Source organism: Streptococcus oralis (assembly GCF_001588645.1).
GTDB lineage: Bacteria > Bacillota > Bacilli > Lactobacillales > Streptococcaceae > Streptococcus > Streptococcus oralis_AB.
In genome coordinates this window covers 111,821-137,223 of record NZ_LAYF01000004.1, presented here as the reverse complement: position 1 = coordinate 137,223, position 25,403 = coordinate 111,821, and the positions used below count along the sequence as shown (strand labels likewise).

Annotated in this window: 39 protein-coding genes; all 39 read left to right on the top strand. The window is 42.1% G+C overall.

Annotation, left to right across the window (positions count from 1 at the left end; translation table 11 throughout):
- Positions 1 to 46 precede the first annotated feature (46 nt).
- Positions 47 to 2,254 carry an anaerobic ribonucleoside-triphosphate reductase gene (gene nrdD / locus A0739_RS04520; RefSeq protein ID WP_061587201.1) on the top strand — a complete coding sequence of 736 codons (2,208 nt, stop codon included), beginning with the start codon at positions 47 to 49 and terminating at the stop codon, positions 2,252 to 2,254.
- 11 nt (positions 2,255 to 2,265) lie between these two features.
- On the top strand, positions 2,266 to 2,406 hold the full coding sequence (locus A0739_RS04515; protein WP_000521625.1) for a hypothetical protein: 141 nt from the start codon (positions 2,266 to 2,268) through the stop codon (positions 2,404 to 2,406).
- Positions 2,407 to 2,449: 43 nt separating this feature from the next.
- A complete protein-coding gene (locus A0739_RS04510) occupies positions 2,450 to 2,950 on the top strand; it encodes a GNAT family N-acetyltransferase (RefSeq protein WP_061587200.1) in 501 nt (166 codons plus the stop codon).
- A gap of 4 nt (positions 2,951 to 2,954) precedes the next feature.
- A complete protein-coding gene (nrdG, locus tag A0739_RS04505; protein ID WP_061587199.1) occupies positions 2,955 to 3,551 on the top strand; it encodes an anaerobic ribonucleoside-triphosphate reductase activating protein in 597 nt (198 codons plus the stop codon).
- On the top strand, positions 3,548 to 4,174 hold the full coding sequence (locus tag A0739_RS04500) for a uridine kinase family protein (protein WP_061587198.1): 627 nt from the start codon (positions 3,548 to 3,550) through the stop codon (positions 4,172 to 4,174). Before nrdG ends, A0739_RS04500 begins: the two co-directional genes overlap by 4 nt.
- 565 nt (positions 4,175 to 4,739) lie before the next feature.
- Positions 4,740 to 5,153, top strand: coding sequence for an effector binding domain-containing protein (locus A0739_RS04495; protein ID WP_061587197.1), 414 nt, complete (start codon positions 4,740 to 4,742; stop codon positions 5,151 to 5,153).
- A 256-nt stretch (positions 5,154 to 5,409) separates the two neighbouring features.
- Positions 5,410 to 5,718: a 30S ribosomal protein S10 gene (rpsJ, locus tag A0739_RS04490; RefSeq protein WP_001284513.1), complete on the top strand. Its 309-nt coding sequence runs from the start codon at positions 5,410 to 5,412 to the stop codon at positions 5,716 to 5,718.
- An 82-nt stretch (positions 5,719 to 5,800) separates the two neighbouring features.
- Positions 5,801 to 6,427, top strand: coding sequence for a 50S ribosomal protein L3 (rplC, locus tag A0739_RS04485; RefSeq protein ID WP_000160197.1), 627 nt, complete (start codon positions 5,801 to 5,803; stop codon positions 6,425 to 6,427).
- Positions 6,428 to 6,451: 24 nt separating this feature from the next.
- Positions 6,452 to 7,075, top strand: coding sequence for a 50S ribosomal protein L4 (gene rplD / locus A0739_RS04480; protein ID WP_000024539.1), 624 nt, complete (start codon positions 6,452 to 6,454; stop codon positions 7,073 to 7,075).
- The gene (locus A0739_RS04475; RefSeq protein WP_001055347.1) at positions 7,075 to 7,371 is read left to right on the top strand and encodes a 50S ribosomal protein L23; all 297 of its coding nucleotides are present in this window, start codon (positions 7,075 to 7,077) and stop codon (positions 7,369 to 7,371) included. The genes rplD and A0739_RS04475 overlap by 1 nt, the downstream gene beginning before the upstream one ends.
- Before the next feature lie 17 nt (positions 7,372 to 7,388).
- A complete protein-coding gene (gene rplB, locus A0739_RS04470; protein WP_000512910.1) occupies positions 7,389 to 8,222 on the top strand; it encodes a 50S ribosomal protein L2 in 834 nt (277 codons plus the stop codon).
- 103 nt (positions 8,223 to 8,325) lie between these two features.
- Positions 8,326 to 8,607: a 30S ribosomal protein S19 gene (rpsS, locus tag A0739_RS04465; protein ID WP_000533766.1), complete on the top strand. Its 282-nt coding sequence runs from the start codon at positions 8,326 to 8,328 to the stop codon at positions 8,605 to 8,607.
- A gap of 11 nt (positions 8,608 to 8,618) precedes the next feature.
- Positions 8,619 to 8,963 carry a 50S ribosomal protein L22 gene (rplV, locus tag A0739_RS04460; protein WP_000818137.1) on the top strand — a complete coding sequence of 115 codons (345 nt, stop codon included), beginning with the start codon at positions 8,619 to 8,621 and terminating at the stop codon, positions 8,961 to 8,963.
- A 12-nt stretch (positions 8,964 to 8,975) separates the two neighbouring features.
- Positions 8,976 to 9,629 carry a 30S ribosomal protein S3 gene (gene rpsC / locus A0739_RS04455; protein ID WP_000529936.1) on the top strand — a complete coding sequence of 218 codons (654 nt, stop codon included), beginning with the start codon at positions 8,976 to 8,978 and terminating at the stop codon, positions 9,627 to 9,629.
- 3 nt (positions 9,630 to 9,632) lie between these two features.
- Entirely contained in the window at positions 9,633 to 10,046 is a 414-nt protein-coding gene (gene rplP, locus A0739_RS04450) for a 50S ribosomal protein L16 (RefSeq protein WP_000960946.1), read from the top strand.
- 9 nt (positions 10,047 to 10,055) lie between these two features.
- Positions 10,056 to 10,262, top strand: a complete 207-nt coding sequence (rpmC, locus tag A0739_RS04445) for a 50S ribosomal protein L29 (RefSeq protein ID WP_000772918.1) — start codon at positions 10,056 to 10,058, stop codon at positions 10,260 to 10,262.
- Between the two features lie 24 nt (positions 10,263 to 10,286).
- Positions 10,287 to 10,547 (top strand): 30S ribosomal protein S17, encoded by a 261-nt coding sequence (gene rpsQ, locus A0739_RS04440; RefSeq protein ID WP_000440801.1) that lies wholly within the window; start codon positions 10,287 to 10,289, stop codon positions 10,545 to 10,547.
- A gap of 25 nt (positions 10,548 to 10,572) precedes the next feature.
- Positions 10,573 to 10,941, top strand: coding sequence for a 50S ribosomal protein L14 (rplN, locus tag A0739_RS04435; RefSeq protein WP_000616545.1), 369 nt, complete (start codon positions 10,573 to 10,575; stop codon positions 10,939 to 10,941).
- Positions 10,942 to 11,019: 78 nt separating this feature from the next.
- A complete protein-coding gene (rplX, locus tag A0739_RS04430) occupies positions 11,020 to 11,325 on the top strand; it encodes a 50S ribosomal protein L24 (RefSeq protein ID WP_000497691.1) in 306 nt (101 codons plus the stop codon).
- A 23-nt stretch (positions 11,326 to 11,348) separates the two neighbouring features.
- Entirely contained in the window at positions 11,349 to 11,891 is a 543-nt protein-coding gene (gene rplE / locus A0739_RS04425) for a 50S ribosomal protein L5 (RefSeq protein WP_000013542.1), read from the top strand.
- Positions 11,892 to 11,908: 17 nt separating this feature from the next.
- The gene (locus A0739_RS04420) at positions 11,909 to 12,094 is read left to right on the top strand and encodes a type Z 30S ribosomal protein S14 (protein ID WP_001085697.1); all 186 of its coding nucleotides are present in this window, start codon (positions 11,909 to 11,911) and stop codon (positions 12,092 to 12,094) included.
- Between the two features lie 213 nt (positions 12,095 to 12,307).
- Entirely contained in the window at positions 12,308 to 12,706 is a 399-nt protein-coding gene (gene rpsH / locus A0739_RS04415) for a 30S ribosomal protein S8 (protein WP_000245504.1), read from the top strand.
- Positions 12,707 to 12,895: 189 nt separating this feature from the next.
- Entirely contained in the window at positions 12,896 to 13,432 is a 537-nt protein-coding gene (rplF, locus tag A0739_RS04410; RefSeq protein ID WP_000086626.1) for a 50S ribosomal protein L6, read from the top strand.
- Positions 13,433 to 13,515: 83 nt separating this feature from the next.
- A complete protein-coding gene (gene rplR, locus A0739_RS04405; RefSeq protein WP_000624044.1) occupies positions 13,516 to 13,872 on the top strand; it encodes a 50S ribosomal protein L18 in 357 nt (118 codons plus the stop codon).
- 17 nt (positions 13,873 to 13,889) lie between these two features.
- Complete coding sequence (gene rpsE, locus A0739_RS04400) at positions 13,890 to 14,384, top strand: 30S ribosomal protein S5 (protein WP_000874204.1); 495 nt, start codon at positions 13,890 to 13,892, stop codon at positions 14,382 to 14,384.
- A 13-nt stretch (positions 14,385 to 14,397) separates the two neighbouring features.
- Positions 14,398 to 14,580, top strand: a complete 183-nt coding sequence (gene rpmD / locus A0739_RS04395; RefSeq protein WP_000057241.1) for a 50S ribosomal protein L30 — start codon at positions 14,398 to 14,400, stop codon at positions 14,578 to 14,580.
- A gap of 144 nt (positions 14,581 to 14,724) precedes the next feature.
- On the top strand, positions 14,725 to 15,165 hold the full coding sequence (gene rplO, locus A0739_RS04390) for a 50S ribosomal protein L15 (RefSeq protein ID WP_000766089.1): 441 nt from the start codon (positions 14,725 to 14,727) through the stop codon (positions 15,163 to 15,165).
- 12 nt (positions 15,166 to 15,177) lie between these two features.
- Positions 15,178 to 16,488, top strand: coding sequence for a preprotein translocase subunit SecY (gene secY, locus A0739_RS04385; RefSeq protein WP_061587196.1), 1,311 nt, complete (start codon positions 15,178 to 15,180; stop codon positions 16,486 to 16,488).
- Positions 16,489 to 16,633: 145 nt separating this feature from the next.
- Positions 16,634 to 17,272, top strand: coding sequence for an adenylate kinase (locus A0739_RS04380; RefSeq protein WP_061587195.1), 639 nt, complete (start codon positions 16,634 to 16,636; stop codon positions 17,270 to 17,272).
- A gap of 116 nt (positions 17,273 to 17,388) precedes the next feature.
- Positions 17,389 to 17,607, top strand: coding sequence for a translation initiation factor IF-1 (gene infA, locus A0739_RS04375; protein WP_001029883.1), 219 nt, complete (start codon positions 17,389 to 17,391; stop codon positions 17,605 to 17,607).
- Between the two features lie 24 nt (positions 17,608 to 17,631).
- Positions 17,632 to 17,748: a 50S ribosomal protein L36 gene (rpmJ, locus tag A0739_RS04370; RefSeq protein WP_001808836.1), complete on the top strand. Its 117-nt coding sequence runs from the start codon at positions 17,632 to 17,634 to the stop codon at positions 17,746 to 17,748.
- A 17-nt stretch (positions 17,749 to 17,765) separates the two neighbouring features.
- Positions 17,766 to 18,131: a 30S ribosomal protein S13 gene (rpsM, locus tag A0739_RS04365; protein ID WP_000090781.1), complete on the top strand. Its 366-nt coding sequence runs from the start codon at positions 17,766 to 17,768 to the stop codon at positions 18,129 to 18,131.
- Positions 18,132 to 18,148: 17 nt separating this feature from the next.
- Positions 18,149 to 18,532, top strand: coding sequence for a 30S ribosomal protein S11 (gene rpsK / locus A0739_RS04360; RefSeq protein WP_001118385.1), 384 nt, complete (start codon positions 18,149 to 18,151; stop codon positions 18,530 to 18,532).
- A 42-nt stretch (positions 18,533 to 18,574) separates the two neighbouring features.
- The gene (locus tag A0739_RS04355; protein WP_000568993.1) at positions 18,575 to 19,510 is read left to right on the top strand and encodes a DNA-directed RNA polymerase subunit alpha; all 936 of its coding nucleotides are present in this window, start codon (positions 18,575 to 18,577) and stop codon (positions 19,508 to 19,510) included.
- 11 nt (positions 19,511 to 19,521) lie between these two features.
- Positions 19,522 to 19,908, top strand: a complete 387-nt coding sequence (gene rplQ / locus A0739_RS04350; protein WP_000331493.1) for a 50S ribosomal protein L17 — start codon at positions 19,522 to 19,524, stop codon at positions 19,906 to 19,908.
- Between the two features lie 263 nt (positions 19,909 to 20,171).
- Positions 20,172 to 20,438 carry an ACT domain-containing protein gene (locus tag A0739_RS04345; RefSeq protein ID WP_061587194.1) on the top strand — a complete coding sequence of 89 codons (267 nt, stop codon included), beginning with the start codon at positions 20,172 to 20,174 and terminating at the stop codon, positions 20,436 to 20,438.
- Positions 20,439 to 20,447: 9 nt separating this feature from the next.
- Positions 20,448 to 21,785, top strand: a complete 1,338-nt coding sequence (locus tag A0739_RS04340; RefSeq protein WP_061587193.1) for a PFL family protein — start codon at positions 20,448 to 20,450, stop codon at positions 21,783 to 21,785.
- A gap of 235 nt (positions 21,786 to 22,020) precedes the next feature.
- Positions 22,021 to 22,713 (top strand): histidine phosphatase family protein, encoded by a 693-nt coding sequence (locus A0739_RS04335; RefSeq protein ID WP_061587192.1) that lies wholly within the window; start codon positions 22,021 to 22,023, stop codon positions 22,711 to 22,713.
- Positions 22,714 to 22,869: 156 nt separating this feature from the next.
- Positions 22,870 to 25,371 carry a leucine--tRNA ligase gene (leuS, locus tag A0739_RS04330; protein ID WP_061587191.1) on the top strand — a complete coding sequence of 834 codons (2,502 nt, stop codon included), beginning with the start codon at positions 22,870 to 22,872 and terminating at the stop codon, positions 25,369 to 25,371.
- Positions 25,372 to 25,403: the final 32 nt, after the last annotated feature.

Here is a 25,403-nt window from a genome sequence, read left to right as displayed (position 1 = left end):
TACTGAATATAAACAATTCAACAATATTTTAGAAAAGAGCATGGATATGATTGTATTAGAAGAAAAGCTTGCAACCGTTCCCACCTTGTTCGTTGAAAAACGAGATGGTAGACGTGTAGTGTTTGATGTAGACAAGATTGACAAGGCTCTCCACAAGGCGGCAGAAAAGGTTATGGACCTTACGCCTCTAGTAGAAAAACGCCTAAACGGTCTGGTTGAAAGAATCGTCACTGAAATTCACAGTCGCTTTCCTCAAGGTGTCAAGATTTACGAAATTCAGAATGTCGTAGAACATGAACTCCTTGAAGCCAAAGAATATGCCTTGGCTGAGGAGTATATCACTTATCGGACACAAAGGGATTTTGAGCGCTCAAAAGCGACAGATATCAACTTTAGTATCCATAAGCTGCTCAATAAAGATCAGGCAGTTGTCAATGAAAATGCCAATAAAGACAGCGATGTCTTTAATACCCAGCGTGATTTGACAGCAGGGATTGTTGGGAAGTCAATCGGGCTGCAAATGCTTCCTAAGCACGTAGCCAATGCTCACCAAAAAGGGGATATCCACTATCATGATCTGGACTACAGTCCCTACACACCGATGACCAACTGCTGTTTGATTGATTTTAAAGGCATGTTGGAAAATGGTTTTAAGATTGGAAATGCGGAGGTAGAAAGTCCCAAGTCTATCCAGACTGCGACCGCTCAAATTTCACAAATTATCGCCAACGTTGCTTCTAGCCAGTATGGGGGCTGTTCAGCTGACCGTATCGATGAAGTCTTGGCACCGTATGCAGAGAAGAATTACCAGAAACACCTCAAGGATGCGGAAGAGTGGGTCTTACCTGACAAACGGGAAGATTACGCTTGGAAGAAAACGCAGAAAGATATCTACGATGCCATGCAATCTCTCGAGTATGAAATCAACACTCTCTTCACTTCAAATGGCCAAACACCTTTTACTTCGCTAGGTTTTGGTCTGGGAACCAATCGTTTTGAGCGTGAAATTCAAAAAGCTATTTTGACCATTCGTATCAAGGGTCTTGGTTCAGAACATCGAACAGCCATCTTCCCCAAACTCATCTTTACGCTGAAAAGAGGACTCAACTTAGAGGAAGGTTCACCTAACTACGACATCAAACAGTTGGCTCTTGAGTGTGCAACCAAGCGGATGTACCCAGATGTCTTGTCCTATGATAAGATTATCGACCTGACAGGCTCCTTCAAGGTTCCTATGGGCTGCCGTTCTTTCCTCCAAGGATGGAAGGATGAGAATGGTGTTGAGGTCAATTCAGGTCGGATGAATCTAGGTGTTGTGACGGTCAATTTGCCTCGTATCGCCCTCGAGTCTGAAGGGGATCTGAATAAGTTTTGGGAAATCTTCAATGAGCGGATGAATATCGCGGAAGATGCTCTGGTTTACCGTGTTGAACGGACCAAGGAAGCAACACCAGCGAATGCTCCTATCCTCTATCAGTACGGAGCCTTCGGTCGCCGTCTTGGAAAAGAAGAAAGTGTTGACCAACTCTTTAAGAATCGCCGTGCGACAGTTTCGCTGGGCTACATCGGTTTGTACGAAGTGGCTACAGTCTTTTTTGGAAACAGTTGGGAAAGCAATCCTGAAGCCAAGGAATTCACACTTGATATCATCCGCGATATGAAACGTCGAGTGGAAGAGTGGTCTGACCAATATGGTTACCATTTCTCTATCTATTCAACGCCGTCTGAAAGTTTGACAGACCGCTTCTGTCGCTTGGATACGGAGAAATTCGGCTCTATTCCAGATATTACAGATAAAGAATACTACACAAATTCCTTCCATTATGATGTCCGCAAGAATCCAACACCTTTTGAAAAATTGGACTTTGAGAAAGTCTACCCAGAAGCGGGTGCATCTGGTGGCTTTATCCACTACTGCGAGTACCCGGTTCTCCAACAAAATCCAAAGGCTTTGGAAGCTGTTTGGGATTATGCTTATGACCGTGTAGGTTATCTCGGAACCAATACTCCGATTGATCGCTGTTACAAGTGTGACTTTGAAGGGGATTTTGAACCAACTGAAAGAGGATTTGCTTGTCCCAACTGTGGCAATAGCGACCCTAAAACAGTAGATGTGGTCAAACGTACGTGTGGTTATCTGGGAAATCCTCAAGCGCGTCCGATGGTTAACGGACGCCACAAGGAAATCGCTGCGCGTGTCAAACACATGAACGGTTCAACTATTAAAACAGCCGGACATGAAGTAACAAATTAGAAGGAAACGCAATGGGGAAATACCAATTAGACGATAAGGGACGCGCACAAGTGACCCGTTATCACGAGAAACACTCGAAAGGTGGAACAGGTAAAAAAGAACGCTTGCTCAACCTCAGAGAACAGTTTTTAAACAAGAACAAGAAAAAATAAAAGTGAGAGTCCGCTCTCGCTTTTCTCTTAATTGGAGGTAAAAATGATACTACGCAGACCAACATTGGCAGATAAAGAAACAGTTTTAGAGATGATGGCAGAGTTTGAACAGACTCAATCAGCCCACGATGGCGGATTTTGGGATGCTGAGAATTTTGTTTATGAAGAGTGGCTAGAAGAAAATCTTCAAGCGGAAGCGGGACTCAATATTCCTGAAAACTGGGTTCCTGCTATCCAGCTGGTTAGTTTTGACGTAGCAGGCCAGGCTCTTGGCTTTCTCAACCTTCGTCTCCGATTAAATGCCTACTTACTAGAAAATGGGGGCCATATTGGCTACTCCATTCGTCCATCTGAAAGAGGTAAGGGTTATGCCAAAGAATCCCTCCGACAAGGTCTGCAATTTGGCAAGGAAAAGAACATCAAAAAAGCACTTGTGACCTGTAGTACGGAGAATCCTGCTAGTAGGGCGGTGATTGTGGCAAATGGCGGACTCTTTGAGGATGTTCGCAATGGCGTAGAACGTTACTGGATAGATTTGGAGTAGAAGGATGACATGGAATACACCAAAACCAGGTGAATGGAAAAGTGAGGAGCTTAGTAAAGGGCGAATCATTGATTACAAGGCTTTCAACTTTGTCGATGGAGAAGGTGTGCGAAACTCTCTCTATGTATCAGGTTGCATGTTTCACTGCGAGGGGTGCTATAATGTTGCGACTTGGTCTTTCAACGCAGGCATTCCCTATACGGCAGAATTAGAAGAACAAATCATGGAAGACCTTGCCCAACTCTATGTTCAAGGATTGACCCTGCTAGGAGGAGAACCTTTTCTTAATACAGGTATCCTCTTGCCCCTCGTCAAACGTATCCGAAAGGAATTGCCAGACAAAGACATCTGGTCCTGGACGGGCTACACTTGGGAAGAAATGATGCTGGAAACTCCAGATAAACTGGAACTCTTGTCGCTGGTTGACATCCTTGTCGATGGACGGTATGATAAAAGCAAGCGCAATCTCATGCTCCAGTTTCGAGGTTCTTCCAATCAACGAATTATCGATGTGCAAAAATCTCTCAAAAGTGGGCAAGTAGTGATTTGGGATAAGCTCAATGACGGAAAAGAAAGCTATGAACAGGTGAAGAGAGAATGAAGAAAAAAGATCTGATAGAACAACTGGTTTCAGAGATCGAAACGGGAAGAATTAGGACGCTAGGGATCTACGGTCATGGGGCTTCGGGCAAGTCAACCTTCGCACAGGAATTATATCAAACCCTAGATTCTACTACAGTAAATTTGCTAGAAACAGATCCCTATATCACCTCGGAACGTCACCTGGTAGTACCAAAGCAAGCGCCAGATCAAAAGGTGACAGCTTGTCTCCCGGTGGCGCATGAACTGGCAAGTTTACAGAGAGATATTCTCGCCTTGCAGGCAGGTATGGATGTCTTAACAATCGATGAACCGTGGAGGGCTAGCGAGGTCTTATCTGGAGCCAAACCGATTCTGATTGTTGAAGGGATGTCTGTGGGCTTTCTACCCGAGAAACTCTTTGACAAAACCATCTGTTTCTACACGGATGAAGAAACAGAATTAAAGAGGCGTCTAGCTCGAGATACGACTATGAGGAATCGAGATGCTTCCTTTGTGTTAGCTAGCCATCAGATGAGACGGGAGCAGTATCTGCGATACTATAGAGAAAACGAGTCTAAAGCAGATATCTTAGTGGATCAATCAGAAAATAAATTCAAAGTCAAAATGACTCGTATTATATAGAAGAAAAGATTGATTTTTATAGTCGTAAATCAGGAGTTCTAGAAAGATGTATAGGAAGACAGTTTCATCTTAAAAAACGAAAAAAAGCTAACAAATCCCTTGCAATCGCAGGGGCTTTGTGTTATTCTACCATGGTGCTATAAATTACAGCCTTAGCTGTTATGCAAGAGGTTGTGATCACGATTGGATACATTGCCACGCAACGCGCGTCGGTTTCCTATTTTTGCTTTGAGTTTGAATCCCTTTATGTCCTAGACTTGAGCATAAAAAATGCTCGTTAAAAACTTTCCAAACTATATCAATAAGAGTTGGGAGGCTGGTCTTGGTCGAAGTCTGCATTGTTTTTCGGCTCTGATTGAGACCGGTAAATTGAACGTTTTGTTTACTATGGGTGCCATTCTCTCTAGGAAAAGGGAGTTGATAGTAAATGGCGAGATATATCCTATACGCAAAGAATGCTATTTCATTTTGTTGAGTGAAGTAGCCTCTTGGTAGTTAGAAAGTTTAGAACTGAGGTTGATTGCTAGTCAGTCACCTTAGAAGTGAAAGTAAAAGGAGCGAAGGAATGTTTTTAAAAATAATCAGTAGTATCTCTACCAATAATTTCCAAGATCCAAACATGATGGAAAAAATTAGCCATCTATGGCAGGAACACCAGAAAGAAGTAGAGGAGGCATTTGCCCAAGGGCTTCCGATTTATGCAGTCTATCATGATTATGTCAGTGACTACAAGGGGGATTACAGCTTGTCGCTCTGTAGTCTATCCGATAAAGAAGACTGGGATTTTGACACTTCAGGGCAAACCTACCAAGTATTTGAGGTGGATACAAGTGATTCAAAAGGTTTCCTCCATACCTGGCAGCAAATTTGGCAGGCAGAAGAAGCAAGAGAACTGCAACGTCAGTATAGTATTGATTTTGAAAAATATGATCCAGATCAGACAGTATCTATCTTTATCGCCACCACCAAAAATGGGTAAATTGTCAAACTAAGTTTTATTTACGAAAGAGGACCAGAACATACTCTAGTAACTTAGATTAGTAAAAAAACGAAAAAAACCTAACAAATCCCTTGCAATCGCAGGGGCTTTGTGTTATTCTATTATGGTGCTGTAAATTACAGCCTTAGCTTTGATGCAAGAGGTTGCGACACGCTCGGTTGCATTGCCACGCAACGCGCGTCGGTTTTCTTGTGGAGCTAGCCTATTATCTTAAATAGACGAAAAGGAGAAAAAGATGGCAAACAAAAAAATCCGTATCCGTTTGAAAGCTTACGAACACCGTACGCTTGATACAGCGGCTGCAAAAATCGTAGAATCAGCTACTCGTACAGGTGCACAAGTTGCGGGTCCAATCCCACTTCCAACTGAACGTAGCCTCTACACAATCATTCGTGCGACTCACAAATACAAAGACTCTCGCGAACAATTTGAAATGCGTACACACAAACGTTTGATCGATATCGTTAACCCAACTCAAAAAACAGTTGATGCGTTGATGAAATTGGATCTTCCAAGTGGTGTAAACGTAGAAATCAAACTTTAATCTAAAGCTTGATACCTTGAGCATAAAAAACGCTCGTTAAAAACTTTTTGAATAAAAAATATAGAAAAGGAACTATTTTCTCATGACAAAAGGAATCTTAGGGAAAAAAGTGGGAATGACTCAAATCTTCACTGAAGCTGGCGAATTGATCCCTGTAACAGTTATTGAAGCAACTCCAAACGTTGTTCTTCAAGTTAAAACTGTTGAAACAGACGGATACAACGCTATCCAAGTTGGTTTCGATGACAAACGCGAAGTATTGAGCAACAAACCTGCTAAAGGACATGTAGCGAAAGCTAACACGGCTCCTAAGCGCTTCATTCGTGAATTCAAAAACGTTGAAGGCTTGGAAGTTGGTGCTGAAATCACAGTTGAAACATTCGCAGCTGGAGACGTTGTTGACGTAACTGGTACTTCTAAAGGTAAAGGTTTCCAAGGTGTTATCAAACGCCACGGACAATCACGTGGACCAATGGCTCACGGTTCTCGTTACCACCGTCGTCCAGGTTCTATGGGACCTGTTGCACCTAACCGCGTATTCAAAGGTAAAAACCTTGCAGGACGTATGGGTGGCGACCGCGTAACAATTCAAAACCTAGAAGTTGTACAAGTTGTTCCAGAAAAGAACGTTATCCTTATCAAAGGTAACGTACCAGGTGCTAAGAAATCTCTTATCACTATCAAATCAGCAGTTAAAGCTGGTAAATAATAAAGAAAGGGGAAATCAGTCACAATGGCAAACGTAACATTATTTGACCAAACTGGTAAAGAAGCTGGCCAAGTTGTTCTTAACGATGCAGTATTTGGTATCGAACCAAATGAATCAGTTGTGTTTGATGTGATCATCAGCCAACGCGCAAGCCTTCGTCAAGGAACACACGCTGTTAAAAACCGCTCTGCAGTATCAGGTGGTGGACGCAAACCATGGCGTCAAAAAGGAACTGGACGTGCTCGTCAAGGTTCTATCCGCTCACCACAATGGCGTGGTGGTGGCGTTGTCTTCGGACCAACTCCACGTTCATACGGCTACAAACTTCCACAAAAAGTTCGTCGCCTAGCTCTTAAATCAGTTTACTCTGAAAAAGTTGCTGAAAACAAATTTGTAGCCGTTGATTCTCTTGAATTTACAGCTCCAAAAACTGCTGAATTTGCAAAAGTTCTTGCAGCATTGAGCATCGATTCTAAAGTTCTTGTTATCCTTGAAGAAGGAAATGAATTCGCAGCTCTTTCAGCTCGTAACCTTCCAAATGTGAAAGTTGCAACTGCTACAACTGCAAGTGTTCTTGACATCGCAAATAGCGACAAACTTCTTGTCACACAAGCAGCTATCTCTAAAATCGAGGAGGTTCTTGCATAATGAATTTGTATGATGTTATCAAAAAACCTGTCATCACTGAAAGCTCAATGGCTCAACTTGAAGCAGGAAAATATGTATTTGAAGTTGACACTCGTGCACACAAACTTTTGATCAAGCAAGCTGTTGAAGCTGCTTTCGAAGGTGTTAAAGTTGCAAATGTTAACACAATCAACGTAAAACCAAAAGCTAAACGTGTTGGACGTTACACTGGTTTTACTAACAAAACTAAAAAAGCTATCATCACACTTACAGCTGATTCAAAAGCAATCGAGTTGTTTGCTGCTGAAGCTGAATAATCTAAGGAGGAAATATCGTGGGAATTCGTGTTTATAAACCAACAACAAACGGTCGCCGTAATATGACTTCTTTGGATTTCGCTGAAATCACAACAAGCACTCCTGAAAAATCATTGCTTGTTGCTTTGAAGAGCAAGGCTGGTCGTAACAACAACGGTCGTATCACTGTTCGTCACCAAGGTGGTGGACACAAACGTTTCTACCGTTTGGTTGACTTCAAACGTAACAAAGACAACGTTGAAGCAGTTGTTAAAACAATCGAGTACGATCCAAACCGTTCTGCAAACATCGCTCTTGTACACTACACTGACGGTGTGAAAGCATACATCATCGCTCCAAAAGGTCTTGAAGTTGGTCAACGCATCGTTTCAGGTCCAGAAGCAGATATCAAAGTCGGAAACGCTCTTCCGCTTGCTAACATCCCAGTTGGTACTTTGATCCACAACATCGAATTGAAACCAGGTCGTGGTGGTGAATTGGTGCGTGCTGCTGGAGCTTCTGCTCAAGTATTGGGTCAAGAAGGTAAATATGTTCTTGTTCGTCTTCAATCTGGCGAAGTACGTATGATTCTTGGAACTTGTCGTGCTACAGTTGGTGTTGTCGGAAACGAACAACATGGACTTGTAAACCTTGGTAAAGCAGGACGTAGCCGTTGGAAAGGTATCCGTCCAACAGTTCGTGGTTCTGTAATGAACCCTAACGATCACCCACACGGTGGTGGTGAAGGTAAAGCACCAGTTGGTCGTAAAGCACCATCTACTCCATGGGGCAAACCTGCTCTTGGTCTTAAAACTCGTAACAAGAAAGCGAAATCTGACAAACTTATCGTTCGTCGTCGCAACGAGAAGTAATAGTAAACTAGTCGCCTAAGCAACTAGGAAATCCGCCAGCTCGGTAGCGCTCCATGTGAGCGCAAGCCGCTGTGGTACAACATTTAAAGGAGAAAAAATAAAAATGGGACGCAGTCTTAAAAAAGGACCTTTCGTCGATGAGCATTTGATGAAAAAAGTTGAAGCTCAAGCTAACGACGAAAAGAAAAAAGTTATCAAAACTTGGTCACGTCGTTCAACGATCTTCCCAAGTTTCATTGGTTACACTATCGCAGTTTATGACGGACGTAAACACGTACCTGTTTACATCCAAGAAGACATGGTAGGTCACAAACTTGGTGAATTTGCACCAACTCGTACTTACAAAGGTCACGCTGCAGACGACAAGAAAACACGTAGAAAATAAGGAGAACATAAATGGCAGAAATTACTTCAGCTAAAGCAATGGCTCGTACAGTACGTGTTTCACCTCGTAAATCACGTCTTGTTCTTGACAATATCCGTGGTAAAAGCGTAGCCGATGCTATTGCAATCTTGACATTCACACCAAACAAAGCTGCTGAAATCATCTTGAAAGTTTTGAATTCAGCTGTAGCTAACGCTGAAAACAACTTTGGTTTGGACAAAGCTAACTTGGTAGTATCTGAAGCATTCGCAAACGAAGGACCAACTATGAAACGTTTCCGTCCACGTGCGAAAGGTTCAGCTTCACCAATCAACAAACGTACAGCTCACATCACTGTGGCTGTTGCAGAAAAATAAGGAGGTAACATCGTGGGTCAAAAAGTACATCCAATTGGTATGCGTGTCGGCATCATCCGTGATTGGGATGCCAAATGGTATGCTGAAAAAGAATACGCGGATTACCTTCATGAAGATCTTGCAATCCGTAAATTCGTTCAAAAAGAACTTGCTGACGCAGCAGTTTCAACTATCGAAATTGAACGCGCAGTAAACAAAGTTAACGTTTCACTTCACACTGCTAAACCAGGTATGGTTATCGGTAAAGGTGGTGCTAACGTTGATGCACTCCGTGCAAAACTTAACAAATTGACTGGAAAACAAGTACACATCAACATCATCGAAATCAAACAACCTGATTTGGATGCTCACCTTGTAGGTGAAGGAATTGCTCGTCAATTGGAGCAACGTGTCGCTTTCCGTCGTGCACAAAAACAAGCAATTCAACGTGCAATGCGTGCTGGAGCTAAAGGAATCAAAACTCAAGTATCAGGTCGTTTGAACGGTGCAGATATTGCCCGTGCTGAAGGATACTCTGAAGGAACTGTTCCACTTCACACACTTCGTGCAGATATCGATTACGCTTGGGAAGAAGCAGATACTACATACGGTAAACTTGGTGTTAAAGTATGGATCTACCGTGGTGAAGTTCTTCCAGCTCGTAAAAACACTAAAGGAGGTAAATAACCAATGTTAGTACCTAAACGTGTTAAACACCGTCGTGAATTCCGTGGGAAAATGCGCGGTGAAGCAAAAGGTGGAAAAGAAGTAGCATTCGGTGAATACGGTCTTCAAGCTACAACTAGCCACTGGATCACTAACCGCCAAATCGAAGCTGCTCGTATCGCCATGACTCGTTACATGAAACGTGGTGGTAAAGTTTGGATTAAAATCTTCCCACACAAATCATACACTGCTAAAGCTATCGGTGTGCGTATGGGATCTGGTAAAGGGGCACCTGAAGGTTGGGTTGCACCAGTTAAACGTGGTAAAGTGATGTTCGAAATCGCTGGTGTATCTGAAGAGATTGCTCGCGAAGCGCTTCGTCTTGCAAGCCACAAATTGCCAGTTAAATGTAAATTCGTAAAACGTGAAGCAGAATAAGGAGAAGGCATGAAACTTAATGAAGTAAAAGAATTTGTTAAAGAACTTCGTGGTCTTTCTCAAGAAGAACTCGCGAAGCGCGAAAACGAATTGAAAAAAGAATTGTTTGAACTTCGCTTCCAAGCTGCTACTGGTCAATTGGAACAAACAGCTCGCTTGAAAGAAGTTAAAAAACAAATCGCTCGTATCAAAACAGTTCAATCTGAAGCGAAATAATAGACTAGGGAAGGAGAAATTTCAATGGAACGCAATAATCGTAAAGTTCTTGTTGGACGTGTTGTATCTGACAAAATGGACAAGACAATCACAGTTGTAGTTGAAACAAAACGTAACCACCCAGTCTATGGTAAACGTATTAACTACTCTAAGAAATACAAAGCACATGATGAAAACAATGTTGCCAAAGAAGGCGATATCGTACGTATCATGGAAACTCGTCCGCTTTCAGCTACAAAACGTTTCCGTCTTGTAGAAGTTGTTGAAGAAGCGGTCATCATCTAATCAAACCTGAAAGGAGAAAACTGAAATGATTCAAACAGAAACTCGTTTGAAAGTCGCAGACAACAGCGGTGCGCGCGAAATCTTGACTATCAAAGTTCTTGGTGGTTCAGGACGTAAATTTGCAAACATCGGTGATGTTATCGTGGCATCTGTAAAACAAGCTACTCCTGGTGGTGCGGTTAAAAAAGGTGACGTTGTAAAAGCTGTTATCGTTCGTACTAAATCAGGTGCTCGTCGTGCTGATGGTTCATACATCAAATTTGACGAAAACGCAGCAGTTATCATCCGTGAAGACAAAACTCCTCGCGGAACACGTATCTTTGGCCCAGTTGCACGTGAATTGCGTGAAGGTGGCTTCATGAAGATCGTGTCACTTGCTCCAGAAGTACTTTAATATTAAAAAAACAAACTAGTCCCCTAGCTTCAAGCTAGGGTGCCCTTATGGGCGTAAGAAAAATCAAGGAGAAACCTAATGTTTGTAAAAAAAGGCGACAAAGTTCGCGTAATCGCTGGTAAAGATAAGGGAACAGAAGCCGTTGTCCTTACTGCCCTTCCAAAAGTAAACAAAGTTATCGTTGAAGGTGTTAACATCGTTAAGAAACACCAACGTCCAACTAACGAGCTTCCTCAAGGTGGTATCATCGAGAAAGAAGCAGCTATCCACGTATCAAACGTCCAAGTATTGGATAAAAATGGTGTAGCTGGTCGTGTTGGTTACAAATTTGTAGACGGTAAAAAAGTTCGCTACAACAAAAAATCAGGCGAAGTGCTTGATTAATCACGAAGGAAAGGAGAAGTATAATGGCAAATCGTTTAAAAGAAAAATATCTTAATGAAGTAGTTCCTGCTTTGACAGAACAATTCAACTACTCATCAGTGATGGCTGTGCCTAAAGTAGATAAGATCGTTTTGAACATGGGTGTTGGTGAAGCTGTATCAAACGCTAAAAGTCTTGAAAAAGCTGCTGAAGAATTGGCACTTATCTCAGGTCAAAAACCACTTATCACTAAAGCTAAAAAATCAATCGCCGGCTTCCGTCTTCGTGAAGGTGTAGCGATCGGTGCAAAAGTTACCCTTCGTGGTGAACGTATGTACGAATTCTTGGACAAATTGGTTTCAGTTTCACTTCCACGTGTACGTGACTTCCACGGTGTTCCAACAAAATCATTTGATGGACGCGGAAACTACACTCTTGGTGTGAAAGAACAATTGATCTTCCCAGAAATCAACTTTGATGACGTTGACAAAACTCGTGGTCTTGACATCGTTATCGTAACAACTGCTAACACTGACGAAGAGTCACGTGCATTGCTTACAGGCCTTGGAATGCCTTTTGCAAAATAATATAGGAGGTAAATCTAATGGCTAAAAAATCAATGATTGCTAAGAACAAACGTCCAGCGAAGTTCTCTACTCAAGCTTATACTCGTTGTGAAAAATGTGGTCGTCCACATTCAGTTTACCGCAAATTTAAACTTTGCCGTGTTTGCTTCCGTGAATTAGCTTACAAAGGACAAATTCCTGGTGTAACAAAAGCATCTTGGTAATATCATGATACAAAGAGCGTAACAACCACAGCAAAAATAGAAAATTTGGTGAAGGAGCGATGCTCCAAAACAAATTTATCTTTTTTGCACAGGTTGTAGCTCGTGTTCAAATAAGAGTTCTCTCATTTGAATGTGTCAATACTATCTGAGCCCAGCTCAATCATTAACTAGCAAGTGCAACTTGCAAACTACTAGTAAGAGGAGAAAAACAAAATGGTTATGACTGACCCAATCGCAGACTTCCTAACTCGTATTCGTAACGCTAACCAAGCGAAACACGAAGTACTTGAAGTACCTGCATCAAACATCAAAAAAGGGATTGCTGAAATCCTTAAACGCGAAGGTTTTGTTAAGAACGTAGAAATCATCGAAGATGACAAACAAGGCATCATCCGTGTATTCCTTAAATACGGACCAAACGGTGAAAAAGTTATCACTAACTTGAAACGTGTTTCTAAACCAGGACTTCGTGTCTACAAGAAACGTGAAGATCTTCCAAAAGTTCTTAACGGACTTGGAATTGCTATTCTTTCAACTTCTGAAGGTTTGCTTACTGATAAAGAAGCTCGCCAAAAGAACGTTGGTGGTGAGGTTATCGCTTACGTTTGGTAATATTTAGCTTCCAATTTCTTTGTGACTCTTCGTTATCGTCTCTTACCTAACCCAAAGTTATGCCTGTGAGACGATGCCTAGATTCACTTTAAAATTGAAACCTAAATGTTCCTTTAAATCGAGAAATCGATTTAAGCCCCCGTGAAAACTGGCCGTTCTGGCCTGACAATTTAACAGGAGAAAATAAACATGTCACGTATTGGTAATAAAGTTATCGTGTTGCCTGCTGGTGTTGAAATCACTAACAATGACAACGTTGTAACTGTAAAAGGACCTAAAGGAGAACTTACTCGTGAGTTCTCAAAAGATATTGAAATTCGTGTGGAAGGTACTGAAGTAACTCTTCACCGTCCAAACGATTCAAAAGAAATGAAAACAATCCACGGAACTACTCGTGCCCTTTTGAACAACATGGTTGTTGGTGTATCAGAAGGATTCAAGAAAGAACTTGAAATGCGCGGGGTTGGTTACCGTGCACAACTTCAAGGATCTAAACTTGTTTTGGCTGTTGGTAAATCTCATCCAGACGAAGTTGAAGCTCCAGAAGGAATTACTTTTGAACTTCCAAACCCAACAACAATCGTTGTTAGCGGAATTTCAAAAGAAGTAGTTGGTCAAACAGCTGCTTACGTACGTAGCCTTCGTTCACCAGAACCATATAAAGGTAAAGGTATCCGTTACGTTGGTGAATTCGTTCGCCGTAAAGAAGGTAAAACAGGTAAATAATGTTGAGTGGTTGATTTTCAACCACCAACCTATTTTCCAACTTAGTGCATAGCACACGATTTAAAACTAAAGAGGTGAAAACTGTGATTTCTAAACCAGATAAAAACAAACTCCGCCAAAAACGCCACCGTCGCGTTCGCGGAAAACTCTCTGGAACTGCTGATCGCCCACGTTTGAACGTATTCCGTTCTAATACAGGCATCTACGCTCAAGTGATTGATGACGTAGCGGGTGTAACGCTCGCAAGTGCTTCAACTCTTGACAAAGAAGTTTCAAAAGGAACTAAAACTGAACAAGCCGTTGCTGTCGGTAAACTCGTTGCAGAACGTGCAAACGCTAAAGGTATTTCAGAAGTGGTGTTCGACCGCGGTGGATATCTATATCACGGACGTGTGAAAGCTTTGGCTGATGCAGCTCGTGAAAACGGATTGAAATTCTAATAGGAGGACACTAGAAAATGGCATTTAAAGACAATGCAGTTGAATTAGAAGAACGCGTAGTTGCTGTCAACCGTGTTACAAAAGTTGTTAAAGGTGGACGTCGTCTTCGTTTCGCAGCTCTTGTTGTTGTTGGTGACCACAATGGTCGCGTAGGATTTGGTACTGGTAAAGCTCAAGAAGTTCCAGAAGCAATCCGCAAAGCAGTAGAAGATGCTAAGAAAAACTTGATTGAAGTTCCTATGGTTGGAACAACAATCCCACACGAAGTTCTTTCAGAATTCGGTGGAGCTAAAGTATTGTTGAAACCTGCTGTAGAAGGTTCTGGAGTTGCCGCTGGTGGTGCAGTTCGTGCCGTTGTGGAATTGGCAGGTGTGGCAGATATTACATCTAAATCACTTGGTTCTAACACTCCAATCAACATTGTTCGCGCAACTGTTGAAGGTTTGAAACAATTGAAACGCGCTGAAGAAGTTGCTGCCCTTCGTGGTATTTCAGTTTCTGATTTGGCATAAGAAAGGGGATAAAATGGCTCAAATTAAAATTACTTTGACTAAGTCTCCAATCGGACGCATTCCATCACAACGTAAAACTGTTGTAGCACTTGGACTTGGCAAATTGAACAGCTCTGTTATCAAAGAAGACAACGCTGCTATCCGTGGTATGATCACTGCAGTATCTCACTTGGTAACAGTTGAAGAAGTAAACTAATGAATTTTTAGGGGATGTGGCAATACTCATCCCCTAAAACTAGGTATAGTCATCTAAGATGACGATGTATAGGCGAGTTGATAAGGGAGACAACCTTTTCTCTCTTATCGGCGCTAGCATTTTACAAAAGAGGAGAAAATAATAATGAAACTTCATGAATTGAAACCTGCAGAAGGTTCTCGTAAAGTACGTAACCGTGTTGGTCGTGGTACTTCATCAGGTAACGGTAAAACATCTGGTCGCGGTCAAAAAGGTCAAAAAGCTCGTAGCGGTGGCGGAGTTCGCCTTGGTTTTGAAGGTGGACAAACTCCATTGTTCCGTCGTCTTCCAAAACGCGGATTCACTAACATCAACGCTAAAGAATATGCAATTGTAAACCTTGACCAATTGAACGTCTTTGAAGACGGTGCAGAAGTAACTCCAGTTGTACTTATCGAAGCAGGAATTGTGAAAGCTGAAAAATCAGGAGTTAAAATTCTTGGTAACGGTGAGTTGACTAAGAAATTGACTGTGAAAGCAGCTAAATTCTCTAAATCAGCTGAGGAAGCTATCACTGCTAAAGGTGGTTCTGTAGAAGTCATCTAAGAGAGGTGACCCATGTTTTTTAAATTACTAAAAGAAGCGCTCAAGGTTAAACAAGTTCGATCAAAAATTCTCTTTACGATTTTTATCATCCTTGTTTTCCGTATTGGGACAAGTATCACTGTTCCAGGTGTGAATGCAAAAAGTTTAGAAGCTCTCAGTGGTTTATCTTTCTTGAACATGCTTAGTCTTGTTTCAGGGAACGCCATGAAGAACTTCTCCGTTTTTGCACTCGGAGTAAGTCCTTATATCACTGCTTCCATCGTTGTTCAATTGCTACAAATGGATATTTTACCGAAGTTTGTAGAGTGGGGCAAACAAGGGGAAGTAGGACGGAGAAAACTAAACCAAGCTACTCGTTATATTGCGCTTGTGCTTGCATTTGTTCAATCTATCGGGATTACAGCAGGATTTAATACTCTATCTGGAGCGAAATTATTAACGACAGCTTTAACTCCACAAGTTTTTGTTACCATTGGTATTATCCTCACAGCAGGTAGTATGATTGTAACTTGGCTCGGGGAACAAATTACAGATAAGGGATACGGAAACGGTGTTTCTATGATCATCTTTGCAGGTATTGTTGCTTCAATTCCTGAGATGATTAAAGGCATCTATGTTGACTACTTCGTCAATATTCCAAGTAGCCGTTTGACTTCATCTATTATCTTTGTCGTTATTTTGATTATCGCTGTCTTGTTGATTGTTTACTTTACAACCTTTGTTCAACAGGCAGAATATAAAATTTCAATCCAATATACAAAAGTTGCTCAAGGAGCCCCATCAAGCTCATACCTTCCATTGAAGGTGAACCCAGCGGGGGTTATCCCAGTTATCTTTGCAAGTTCCATTACAGCAGCACCTGCAGCCATTCTTCAATTTTTGAGTGCTACAGGTCATGATTGGGCTTGGGTACGTACAGCACAGGAAATGTTATCTACAACATCTCCGACAGGTGTTGCTATGTATGCCTTGTTGATCATTCTCTTTACATTCTTCTATACATTTGTACAGATCAATCCAGAGAAAGCAGCAGAAAACTTGCAAAAGAGTGGAGCCTACATTCATGGTGTCCGTCCTGGTAAGGGTACTGAAGAGTTCATGTCGAAACTTCTTCGTCGCCTTGCGACTGTCGGATCAATCTTCCTTGGTGTGATTTCTATCTTGCCGATTGTGGCAAAAGATGTCTTTGGTCTTTCAGAAGCTGTTGCTTTTGGGGGAACTAGTCTTTTGATCATTATCTCAACTGGTATCGAAGGAATCAAACAGCTAGAAGGTTACCTATTGAAACGTAAGTATGTTGGTTTCATGGACAAAACAGAATAAAAGCAAGATTACTTTTGCTTAGAGAGTGGAGTATGAAGATCTATCTATCAGAGAGATTTTCGTCTCCCCTCTTCTATTTTGTTTTAAAATAGGGGTTGAAACAAATTTCTACTTCTATTTAAATACAAAATAAGGAGATCCTATCATGAATCTTTTGATTATGGGCTTACCTGGAGCAGGTAAGGGAACGCAAGCAGCTAAAATTGTGGAGCAATTCCACGTGGCACACATTTCAACTGGAGATATGTTCCGTGCTGCTATGGCAAATCAAACTGAAATGGGTGTACTTGCGAAGTCATATATTGACAAAGGTGAGTTGGTTCCAGATGAAGTTACAAATGGAATCGTTAAAGAACGCCTTTCACAGGACGACATCAAGGAAACAGGTTTCTTGTTGGATGGTTACCCACGTACGATTGAACAAGCCCATGCCTTGGACAAAACATTGGCGGAACTTGGTATCGAACTAGAAGGCGTGATCAATATCGAAGTGAATCCAGATTGTCTCTTGGAACGTTTGAGTGGTCGTATCATCCACCGCGAAACAGGTGAAACCTTCCACAAAGTTTTCAACCCACCAGTTGACTATAAAGAGGAAGATTACTACCAACGTGAAGATGACAAACCTGAGACAGTGAAGCGTCGTTTGGATGTGAATATTGCCCAAGGTGAACCAATCATTGCTCACTACCGTGTCAAAGGATTAGTTCACGATATCGAAGGAAATCAAGATATCAATGATGTGTTCAAAGACATCGAAAAAGTATTGACAAATTTGAAATAAAGCGTTTTTCACACTTGCAAAAAATCGCTACAAATGTTATACTGAAATAGTCTGACTTATAATTGTTGTCTCTGTTTTCAGAGGCATCGAATCGAAATTTATGGAGGTGCTTTTGCGTGGCAAAAGACGATGTGATTGAAGTTGAAGGCAAAGTAGTCGATACAATGCCTAACGCAATGTTTACGGTTGAACTTGAAAATGGACATCAGATTTTAGCAACAGTTTCTGGTAAAATTCGTAAAAACTATATTCGTATTTTAGCGGGAGATCGTGTTACTGTCGAGATGAGTCCATATGACTTGACACGTGGACGTATCACTTACCGCTTTAAATAATCGAAAAACTTGGAGGGATAAGAAATGAAAGTAAGACCATCGGTCAAACCAATTTGCGAATACTGTAAAGTAATTCGTCGTAATGGTCGTGTTATGGTAATTTGCCCAGCAAATCCAAAACACAAACAACGTCAAGGATAAGATAGAAAGGAGAAAACATGGCTCGTATTGCTGGAGTTGACATTCCAAATGACAAACGCGTAGTAATCTCATTGACTTACGTTTATGGTATCGGACTTGCAACATCTAAGAAAATTTTGGCAGCTGCTGGAATCTCAGAAGATGTTCGTGTACGTGACCTTACATCAGATCAAGAAGATGCTATCCGTCGTGAAGTGGATGCAATCAAAGTTGAAGGTGACCTTCGTCGTGAAGTAAACTTGAACATCAAACGTTTGATGGAAATCGGTTCTTACCGTGGTATTCGTCACCGTCGTGGACTTCCTGTCCGTGGACAAAACACTAAAAACAACGCTCGCACTCGTAAAGGTAAAGCTGTTGCGATTGCTGGTAAGAAAAAATAATATAGGAGGTAAAAGTCTTGGCTAAACCAACACGTAAACGTCGTGTGAAAAAGAATATCGAATCTGGTATTGCTCATATTCACGCTACATTTAATAACACTATTGTTATGATTACTGATGTGCATGGTAATGCAATTGCTTGGTCATCAGCTGGTGCTCTTGGTTTCAAAGGTTCTCGTAAATCTACACCATTCGCTGCTCAAATGGCTTCTGAAGCTGCTGCTAAATCTGCACAAGAACACGGTCTTAAATCAGTTGAAGTTACTGTAAAAGGTCCAGGTTCTGGTCGTGAGTCAGCTATTCGTGCGCTTGCTGCCGCTGGTCTTGAAGTAACAGCAATTCGTGATGTGACTCCAGTGCCACACAATGGTGCTCGTCCTCCAAAACGTCGCCGTGTATAATCATCGCATTACACTGCTTTTCGTTTAAGAGGGAGTAACTAAATGATTGAGTTTGAAAAACCAAATATAACAAAAATTGATGAAAATAAAGATTATGGCAAGTTTGTAATCGAACCACTTGAACGTGGCTACGGTACAACTCTTGGTAACTCTCTTCGTCGTGTACTACTAGCTTCTCTACCAGGAGCAGCAGTGACATCTATCAACATTGAAGGTGTCTTGCATGAGTTTGACACAGTTCCAGGTGTTCGTGAAGACGTGATGCAAATCATTCTGAACATTAAAGGGATTGCAGTGAAATCATACGTTGAAGACGAAAAAATCATTGAACTTGACGTTGAAGGTCCTGCTGAAATTACAGCTGGAGACATTTTGACTGATAGTGATATTGAAATTGTAAATCCAGATCATTATCTCTTTACAATCGGTGAAGGTTCTTCTCTAAAAGCGACAATGACTGTTAACAGTGGTCGTGGATATGTACCTGCTGATGAAAACAAAAAAGATAATGCACCAGTTGGAACACTTGCTGTAGATTCTATTTATACACCAGTTACAAAAGTCAACTATCAAGTAGAGCCTGCTCGTGTAGGTAGCAATGATGGATTTGACAAATTAACCCTTGAAATCTTGACTAATGGAACAATTATTCCAGAAGATGCTTTAGGGCTTTCAGCGCGTATCTTGACAGAACATCTTGATTTGTTTACAAATCTTACTGAGATTGCTAAGTCAACTGAAGTGATGAAAGAAGCTGATACTGAATCTGACGATCGTATTTTGGATCGTACGATTGAGGAACTGGACTTGTCTGTGCGTTCATACAACTGTTTGAAACGTGCCGGTATCAACACTGTGCATGATTTGACAGAAAAATCTGAAGCAGAGATGATGAAAGTACGAAATCTTGGACGCAAGAGTTTGGAAGAAGTGAAACTCAAACTCATTGACTTGGGTCTTGGATTAAAAGATAAATAAAGGAGGAATACATGGCTTACCGTAAACTAGGACGCACTAGCTCACAACGTAAAGCAATGCTTCGCGATTTGACAACTGACCTTTTGATCAACGAATCAATCGTGACAACTGAAGCTCGTGCTAAAGAAATCCGTAAAACTGTTGAAAAAATGATTACTCTAGGTAAACGTGGTGATTTGCATGCACGTCGTCAAGCAGCTGCTTTCGTACGTAATGAAATCGCATCTGAAAACTATGATGAAGCAACTGATAAGTACACTTCTACTACAGCACTTCAAAAATTGTTCTCAGAAATCGCACCTCGTTATGCTGAACGTAACGGTGGATACACTCGTATCCTTAAAACTGAACCACGTCGTGGTGATGCTGCGCCAATGGCGATCATCGAATTAGTATAAAATCATCAATTTTGTTGAGTGTTATGATGATGGAGTCTTGTGCTCTTAGTCTAGCTCTGGTCTACCGCTGGGACTTCAGTCCTAGCGGGAACACTCATCATCATTTGATAGGGTAGACGCTTGTTTACGAAATTGTTTTTTTCTTAAGAACAACTTCGTAAGCAGGCGTTTTTTAGTATTTTTTACGGAAATATGCTATACTAGGGAAAAAGAAAATCAAAAACGTTCAGGTTTTCTAAAAATCGTAGAAATGGGGTATAAGGATGAAGGCTATTATTACAGTGGTTGGTAAGGACAAGGCTGGGATTGTTGCAGGCGTGTCTACTAAGATTGCAGAGTTGGGTTTGAATATTGACGATATTTCTCAGACGGTGTTGGATGAATACTTTACCATGATGGCGGTCGTTTCTAGTGACGAAAAGCAGGATTTCACTTATCTCCGAAATGAGTTTGAAACTTTCGGCCAGTCCTTGAATGTTAAAATCAATATTCAAAGTTCAGCGATTTTTGATGCTATGTATAATATCTAGGAGGGCATCATGGATATTAGACAAGTTACGGAAACCATTGCCATGATCGAAGAGCAGAACTTCGATATCAGAACCATCACCATGGGCATCTCCCTTTTGGACTGTATTGATCCAGATATTGAACGTGCTGCTGAAAAGATTTACCAAAAAATCACCTCTAAAGCTGCAAATCTAGTGGCTGTGGGAGATGAAATTGCTGCAGAACTTGGGATTCCTATTGTTAATAAACGAGTATCGGTGACTCCGATTTCTTTAATTGGTGCTGCGACTGATGCGACTGACTATGTCGTTTTGGCAAAGGCTCTTGATAAGGCTGCCAAGGAGATTGGTGTTGACTTTATTGGTGGATTCTCAGCTTTGGTACAAAAGGGCTACCAAAAAGGAGATGAGATTCTCATCAATTCTATCCCACGCGCTCTAGCTGAGACAGAAAAGGTTTGTTCGTCCGTCAATATCGGCTCGACCAAGTCAGGTATCAACATGACTGCAGTTGCTGATATGGGACGTATCATCAAGGAAACAGCTGCGCTATCAGATATGGGTGCAGCCAAGTTGGTCGTATTTGCTAATGCTGTTGAGGACAATCCTTTTATGGCGGGGGCCTTCCATGGTGTTGGCGAAGCAGATGTTATCATTAATGTCGGGGTTTCGGGTCCTGGTGTGGTCAAGCGCGCCTTGGAAAAGGTTCGTGGACAGAGCTTTGATGTAGTAGCCGAGACGGTCAAGAAAACAGCCTTTAAGATTACTCGTATCGGTCAGCTAGTTGGTCAAATGGCAAGTGAACGCCTTGGTGTTGACTTTGGAATTGTCGACCTAAGCTTGGCACCAACTCCTGCAGTTGGCGATTCTGTGGCTCGAGTTCTCGAGGAGATGGGCTTGGAAACAGTTGGAACCCATGGAACAACAGCAGCGCTTGCCTTGCTCAATGACCAAGTTAAGAAGGGCGGAGTCATGGCTTGTAATCAGGTTGGTGGCTTGTCAGGAGCTTTTATCCCTGTCTCTGAAGATGAGGGGATGATTGCAGCGGTGCAAAATGGCTCCCTAAATTTAGAAAAACTGGAAGCTATGACGGCTATCTGTTCTGTTGGGTTGGACATGATTGCCATTCCGGAAGATACGCCTGCTGAAACCATTGCAGCTATGATCGCGGATGAGGCAGCAATTGGTGTCATTAATATGAAGACAACAGCTGTCCGTATTATTCCAAAGGGCAAAGAAGGCGACATGATAGAGTTTGGTGGCTTGCTAGGGACAGCTCCAGTGATGAAGGTCAACGGGGCTTCGTCTATTGATTTCATCTCTCGCGGTGGGCAAATCCCAGCTCCAATCCATAGTTTTAAAAATTAATAAAAAAGAGAGAGGATTTAAGTTGAGTTTAAGGATGACTGTGTATACTATAATCATTAAATAAAGACCTCCTAACTTTATTTAATAGAAATCCTAAACTTTTTCATAATAATCTCCTAGGGAAGCTACCATAAGGGTAGCTTTTCTTGTGGCAAATTAGGAGAAGGAGCTTTGCTTTTGAAAGCCAAATATTTCTTTGATCCATGATATAATAGAAGAAAATGGAGGATAGAAAATGTCTAAAGTAAGATTATACTTGGTACGTCATGGAAAAACGATGTTTAACACGATTGGACGTGCTCAAGGATGGAGTGATACGCCTCTAACCGCAGAAGGTGAGTTGGGAATTCATGAGTTGGGAATTGGCTTGAGAGAGTCTGGTTTGCAGTTTGACCGGGCTTATTCCAGTGATTCAGGGCGCACTATTCAAACCATGGGAATTATCTTAGAAGAACTTGGATTGCAGGGGAAAATCCCTTACCGCATGGACAAGCGAATCCGTGAGTGGTGTTTTGGTAGTTTTGATGGGGCCTATGATGGGGACCTCTTTATGGGGGTTATTCCTCGTGTTTTCAAGGTGGATCATGTTCATCAGTTATCCTATGCAGAGCTAGCAGAAGGTCTAGTTGAGGTTGATACTGCAGGCTGGGCAGAAGGTTGGGAAAAACTCAGTGGTCGAATCAAGGAAGGCTTTGAAGCGATTGCCAAAGAAATGGAAGAACAAGGTGGGGGCAGTGCTCTTGTCGTCAGCCATGGAATGACCATTGGTACGATGGTTTACCTCATCAATGGCATGCATCCGCATGGTCTAGATAATGGTAGTGTGACAATCCTTGAATATGAAGACGGCCAGTTTACTGTTGAAATCGTCGGTGACCGTCGTTATCGGGAGCTAGGACAGCAGAAGATGAAAGAAAATAAGCATTGATCAAGATAGCTCCGTATAGGAGCTATTTTTATTTAGTTTAGCAAGAGTGTTTTCAGAGCCAATCTTTCTTAACAATGGAGGGAAAAGATTCTTTCTCGTCTTTCAAATTCCCCTAAAAATGGTATAATAGTAACATCATAAAATTGGAGAGATACCATGAGTTTTTACAATCATAAGGAAATTGAGCCTAAGTGGCAGGGCTACTGGGCTCAACATCATACATTTAAGACAGGAACAGATGCGTCAAAACCGAAGTTTTATGCTCTCGATATGTTCCCATATCCATCAGGAGCTGGATTGCACGTAGGACACCCAGAAGGCTATACAGCAACGGATATTCTCAGCCGTTACAAACGTGCGCAAGGCTACAATGTCCTTCACCCAATGGGATGGGATGCCTTTGGTTTGCCTGCAGAGCAATACGCTATGGATACGGGGAATGACCCGGCAGAGTTTACAGCGGAAAACATTGCCAACTTCAAACGTCAAATCAATGCGCTTGGATTCTCTTACGACTGGGATCGTGAAGTCAACACCACAGATCCAAACTATTACAAGTGGACTCAGTGGATCTTCACCAAGCTTTACGAAAAAGGCTTGGCCTATGAAGCGGAAGTACCAGTAAACTGGGTTGAGGAACTAGGAACAGCCATTGCCAATGAAGAAGTCCTTCCTGACGGAACATCTGAGCGTGGAGGTTATCCCGTTGTCCGCAAACCAATGCGCCAATGGATGCTTAAAATCACGGCTTATGCAGAGCGCTTGCTCAATGACTTGGATGAGTTGGATTGGCCAGAGTCTATCAAGGACATGCAACGCAACTGGATTGGGAAATCAACTGGTGCCAATGTAACTTTCAAAGTGAAAGGGACTGACAAGGAATTCACCGTCTTTACGACGCGACCTGATACCCTCTTTGGTGCGACTTTCACTGTATTGGCACCTGAGCATGATTTGGTAGATGCTATCGTCAGTCCAGAACAAGCTGAAGCAGTTGCTGATTACAAACACCAAGCTAGTCTCAAGTCTGACTTGGCTCGTACCGACCTTGCCAAAGAAAAAACTGGTGTATGGACTGGTGCTTATGCCATCAACCCTGTCAATGGCAAAGAAATTCCAATCTGGATTGCGGACTACGTTCTTGCTAGCTATGGAACAGGTGCTGTCATGGCTGTGCCAGCCCACGACCAACGTGACTGGGAATTTGCCAAACAGTTTGGTCTTCCAATCGTAGAAGTACTTGAAGGTGGTAATGTGGCAGAAGCTGCTTATACTGAAGATGGGCTTCATGTCAATTCAGATTTCCTAGATGGACTCAATAAAGAAGATGCTATTGCTAAGATTGTCGCTTGGTTGGAAGAAAAAGAATGTGGTCAAGAGAGAATCACCTACCGTCTCCGCGACTGGCTCTTTAGCCGTCAACGTTACTGGGGTGAGCCAATCCCAATTATTCATTGGGAAGATGGGACTTCAACTGCTGTTCCAGAAAGTGAATTGCCACTTGTCTTGCCAGTAACCAAGGACATCCGTCCTTCAGGTACTGGTGAAAGTCCATTGGCTAACTTGACAGACTGGCTTGAGGTGACTCGTGAAGATGGTGTCAAAGGTCGTCGTGAGACCAATACCATGCCACAGTGGGCTGGTTCAAGCTGGTACTACCTCCGTTATATTGACCCACACAATACTGAGAAATTGGCTGATGAGGACCTTCTCAAACAATGGTTGCCAGTGGATATCTACGTGGGTGGGGCAGAGCATGCTGTTCTTCACTTACTTTACGCTCGTTTCTGGCATAAATTCCTCTATGATATCGGTGTTGTTCCAACTAAAGAACCATTCCAAAAACTCTTTAACCAAGGAATGATTTTGGGAACAAGCTACCGTGACCACCGTGGGGCTCTTGTGGCGACTGACAAGGTTGAAAAACGTGATGGTTCCTTCTTCCATGTGGAAACAGGAGAAGAATTGGAGCAAGCACCAGCCAAAATGTCGAAATCTCTCAAGAACGTGGTCAACCCAGACGATGTGGTGGAACAATACGGTGCCGATACCCTTCGAGTCTATGAAATGTTTATGGGACCACTTGATGCTTCCATCGCTTGGTCTGAAGAAGGTCTGGAAGGAAGCCGTAAGTTCCTCGACCGTGTTTACCGTTTGATGACAACCAAAGAAATCGTTGCGGAAAACAATGGTGCTCTTGACAAGGTCTACAATGAGACTGTCAAGTCTGTAACAGAACAAATCGAATCATTGAAATTCAACACAGCTATTGCCCAACTTATGGTCTTTGTCAACGCAGCTAACAAGGAAGACAAGCTCTATGTGGACTATGCCAAAGGCTTTATCCAATTGATCGCTCCATTTGCGCCTCACTTGGCAGAAGAGCTCTGGCAAACAGTCGCAGCAACTGGCGAATCTATCTCTTATGTAGCTTGGCCAACATGGGACGAAAGCAAATTGGTTGAAGACGAAATCGAAATCGTTGTCCAAATCAAAGGAAAAGTCCGTGCTAAACTCATGGTCGCTAAAGATCTATCACGCGAAGAATTGCAAGCAGTCGCTCTTGCTGATGACAAAGTCAAAGCAGAGATTGATGGCAAGGAAATTGTCAAAGTGATTGCGGTACCTAACAAACTCGTTAATATCGTCGTTAAATAACGAGTTTATTAGCTCTATCTGCCACCTTCAAT

Bases quoted from the DNA above. Each gene is read 5' to 3' on its own strand.
- leuS (WP_061587191.1), top strand. From the start codon at position 22,870: ATGAGTTTTTACAATCATAAGGAAATTGAGCCTAAGTGGCAGGGCTAC.
- rplX (WP_000497691.1), top strand. From the start codon at position 11,020: ATGTTTGTAAAAAAAGGCGACAAAGTTCGCGTAATCGCTGGTAAAGAT.
- rpmD (WP_000057241.1), top strand. From the start codon at position 14,398: ATGGCTCAAATTAAAATTACTTTGACTAAGTCTCCAATCGGACGCATT.
- rplE (WP_000013542.1), top strand. From the start codon at position 11,349: ATGGCAAATCGTTTAAAAGAAAAATATCTTAATGAAGTAGTTCCTGCT.
- A0739_RS04420 (WP_001085697.1), top strand. From the start codon at position 11,909: ATGGCTAAAAAATCAATGATTGCTAAGAACAAACGTCCAGCGAAGTTC.
- rpsJ (WP_001284513.1), top strand. From the start codon at position 5,410: ATGGCAAACAAAAAAATCCGTATCCGTTTGAAAGCTTACGAACACCGT.
- rpsQ (WP_000440801.1), top strand. From the start codon at position 10,287: ATGGAACGCAATAATCGTAAAGTTCTTGTTGGACGTGTTGTATCTGAC.
- rpsM (WP_000090781.1), top strand. From the start codon at position 17,766: ATGGCTCGTATTGCTGGAGTTGACATTCCAAATGACAAACGCGTAGTA.
- rplV (WP_000818137.1), top strand. From the start codon at position 8,619: ATGGCAGAAATTACTTCAGCTAAAGCAATGGCTCGTACAGTACGTGTT.
- rpsE (WP_000874204.1), top strand. From the start codon at position 13,890: ATGGCATTTAAAGACAATGCAGTTGAATTAGAAGAACGCGTAGTTGCT.
- nrdG (WP_061587199.1), top strand. From the start codon at position 2,955: ATGACATGGAATACACCAAAACCAGGTGAATGGAAAAGTGAGGAGCTT.
- A0739_RS04380 (WP_061587195.1), top strand. From the start codon at position 16,634: ATGAATCTTTTGATTATGGGCTTACCTGGAGCAGGTAAGGGAACGCAA.
- A0739_RS04475 (WP_001055347.1), top strand. From the start codon at position 7,075: ATGAATTTGTATGATGTTATCAAAAAACCTGTCATCACTGAAAGCTCA.
- rpmC (WP_000772918.1), top strand. From the start codon at position 10,056: ATGAAACTTAATGAAGTAAAAGAATTTGTTAAAGAACTTCGTGGTCTT.
- rplO (WP_000766089.1), top strand. From the start codon at position 14,725: ATGAAACTTCATGAATTGAAACCTGCAGAAGGTTCTCGTAAAGTACGT.
- A0739_RS04510 (WP_061587200.1), top strand. From the start codon at position 2,450: ATGATACTACGCAGACCAACATTGGCAGATAAAGAAACAGTTTTAGAG.
- A0739_RS04345 (WP_061587194.1), top strand. From the start codon at position 20,172: ATGAAGGCTATTATTACAGTGGTTGGTAAGGACAAGGCTGGGATTGTT.
- rplP (WP_000960946.1), top strand. From the start codon at position 9,633: ATGTTAGTACCTAAACGTGTTAAACACCGTCGTGAATTCCGTGGGAAA.
- A0739_RS04355 (WP_000568993.1), top strand. From the start codon at position 18,575: ATGATTGAGTTTGAAAAACCAAATATAACAAAAATTGATGAAAATAAA.
- rplN (WP_000616545.1), top strand. From the start codon at position 10,573: ATGATTCAAACAGAAACTCGTTTGAAAGTCGCAGACAACAGCGGTGCG.
- A0739_RS04335 (WP_061587192.1), top strand. From the start codon at position 22,021: ATGTCTAAAGTAAGATTATACTTGGTACGTCATGGAAAAACGATGTTT.
- A0739_RS04340 (WP_061587193.1), top strand. From the start codon at position 20,448: ATGGATATTAGACAAGTTACGGAAACCATTGCCATGATCGAAGAGCAG.
- A0739_RS04495 (WP_061587197.1), top strand. From the start codon at position 4,740: ATGTTTTTAAAAATAATCAGTAGTATCTCTACCAATAATTTCCAAGAT.
- rplC (WP_000160197.1), top strand. From the start codon at position 5,801: ATGACAAAAGGAATCTTAGGGAAAAAAGTGGGAATGACTCAAATCTTC.
- A0739_RS04515 (WP_000521625.1), top strand. From the start codon at position 2,266: ATGGGGAAATACCAATTAGACGATAAGGGACGCGCACAAGTGACCCGT.
- rpsH (WP_000245504.1), top strand. From the start codon at position 12,308: ATGGTTATGACTGACCCAATCGCAGACTTCCTAACTCGTATTCGTAAC.
- rpsS (WP_000533766.1), top strand. From the start codon at position 8,326: ATGGGACGCAGTCTTAAAAAAGGACCTTTCGTCGATGAGCATTTGATG.
- A0739_RS04500 (WP_061587198.1), top strand. From the start codon at position 3,548: ATGAAGAAAAAAGATCTGATAGAACAACTGGTTTCAGAGATCGAAACG.
- rplD (WP_000024539.1), top strand. From the start codon at position 6,452: ATGGCAAACGTAACATTATTTGACCAAACTGGTAAAGAAGCTGGCCAA.
- rplQ (WP_000331493.1), top strand. From the start codon at position 19,522: ATGGCTTACCGTAAACTAGGACGCACTAGCTCACAACGTAAAGCAATG.
- secY (WP_061587196.1), top strand. From the start codon at position 15,178: ATGTTTTTTAAATTACTAAAAGAAGCGCTCAAGGTTAAACAAGTTCGA.
- nrdD (WP_061587201.1), top strand. From the start codon at position 47: ATGATTGTATTAGAAGAAAAGCTTGCAACCGTTCCCACCTTGTTCGTT.
- rpmJ (WP_001808836.1), top strand. From the start codon at position 17,632: ATGAAAGTAAGACCATCGGTCAAACCAATTTGCGAATACTGTAAAGTA.
- rplF (WP_000086626.1), top strand. From the start codon at position 12,896: ATGTCACGTATTGGTAATAAAGTTATCGTGTTGCCTGCTGGTGTTGAA.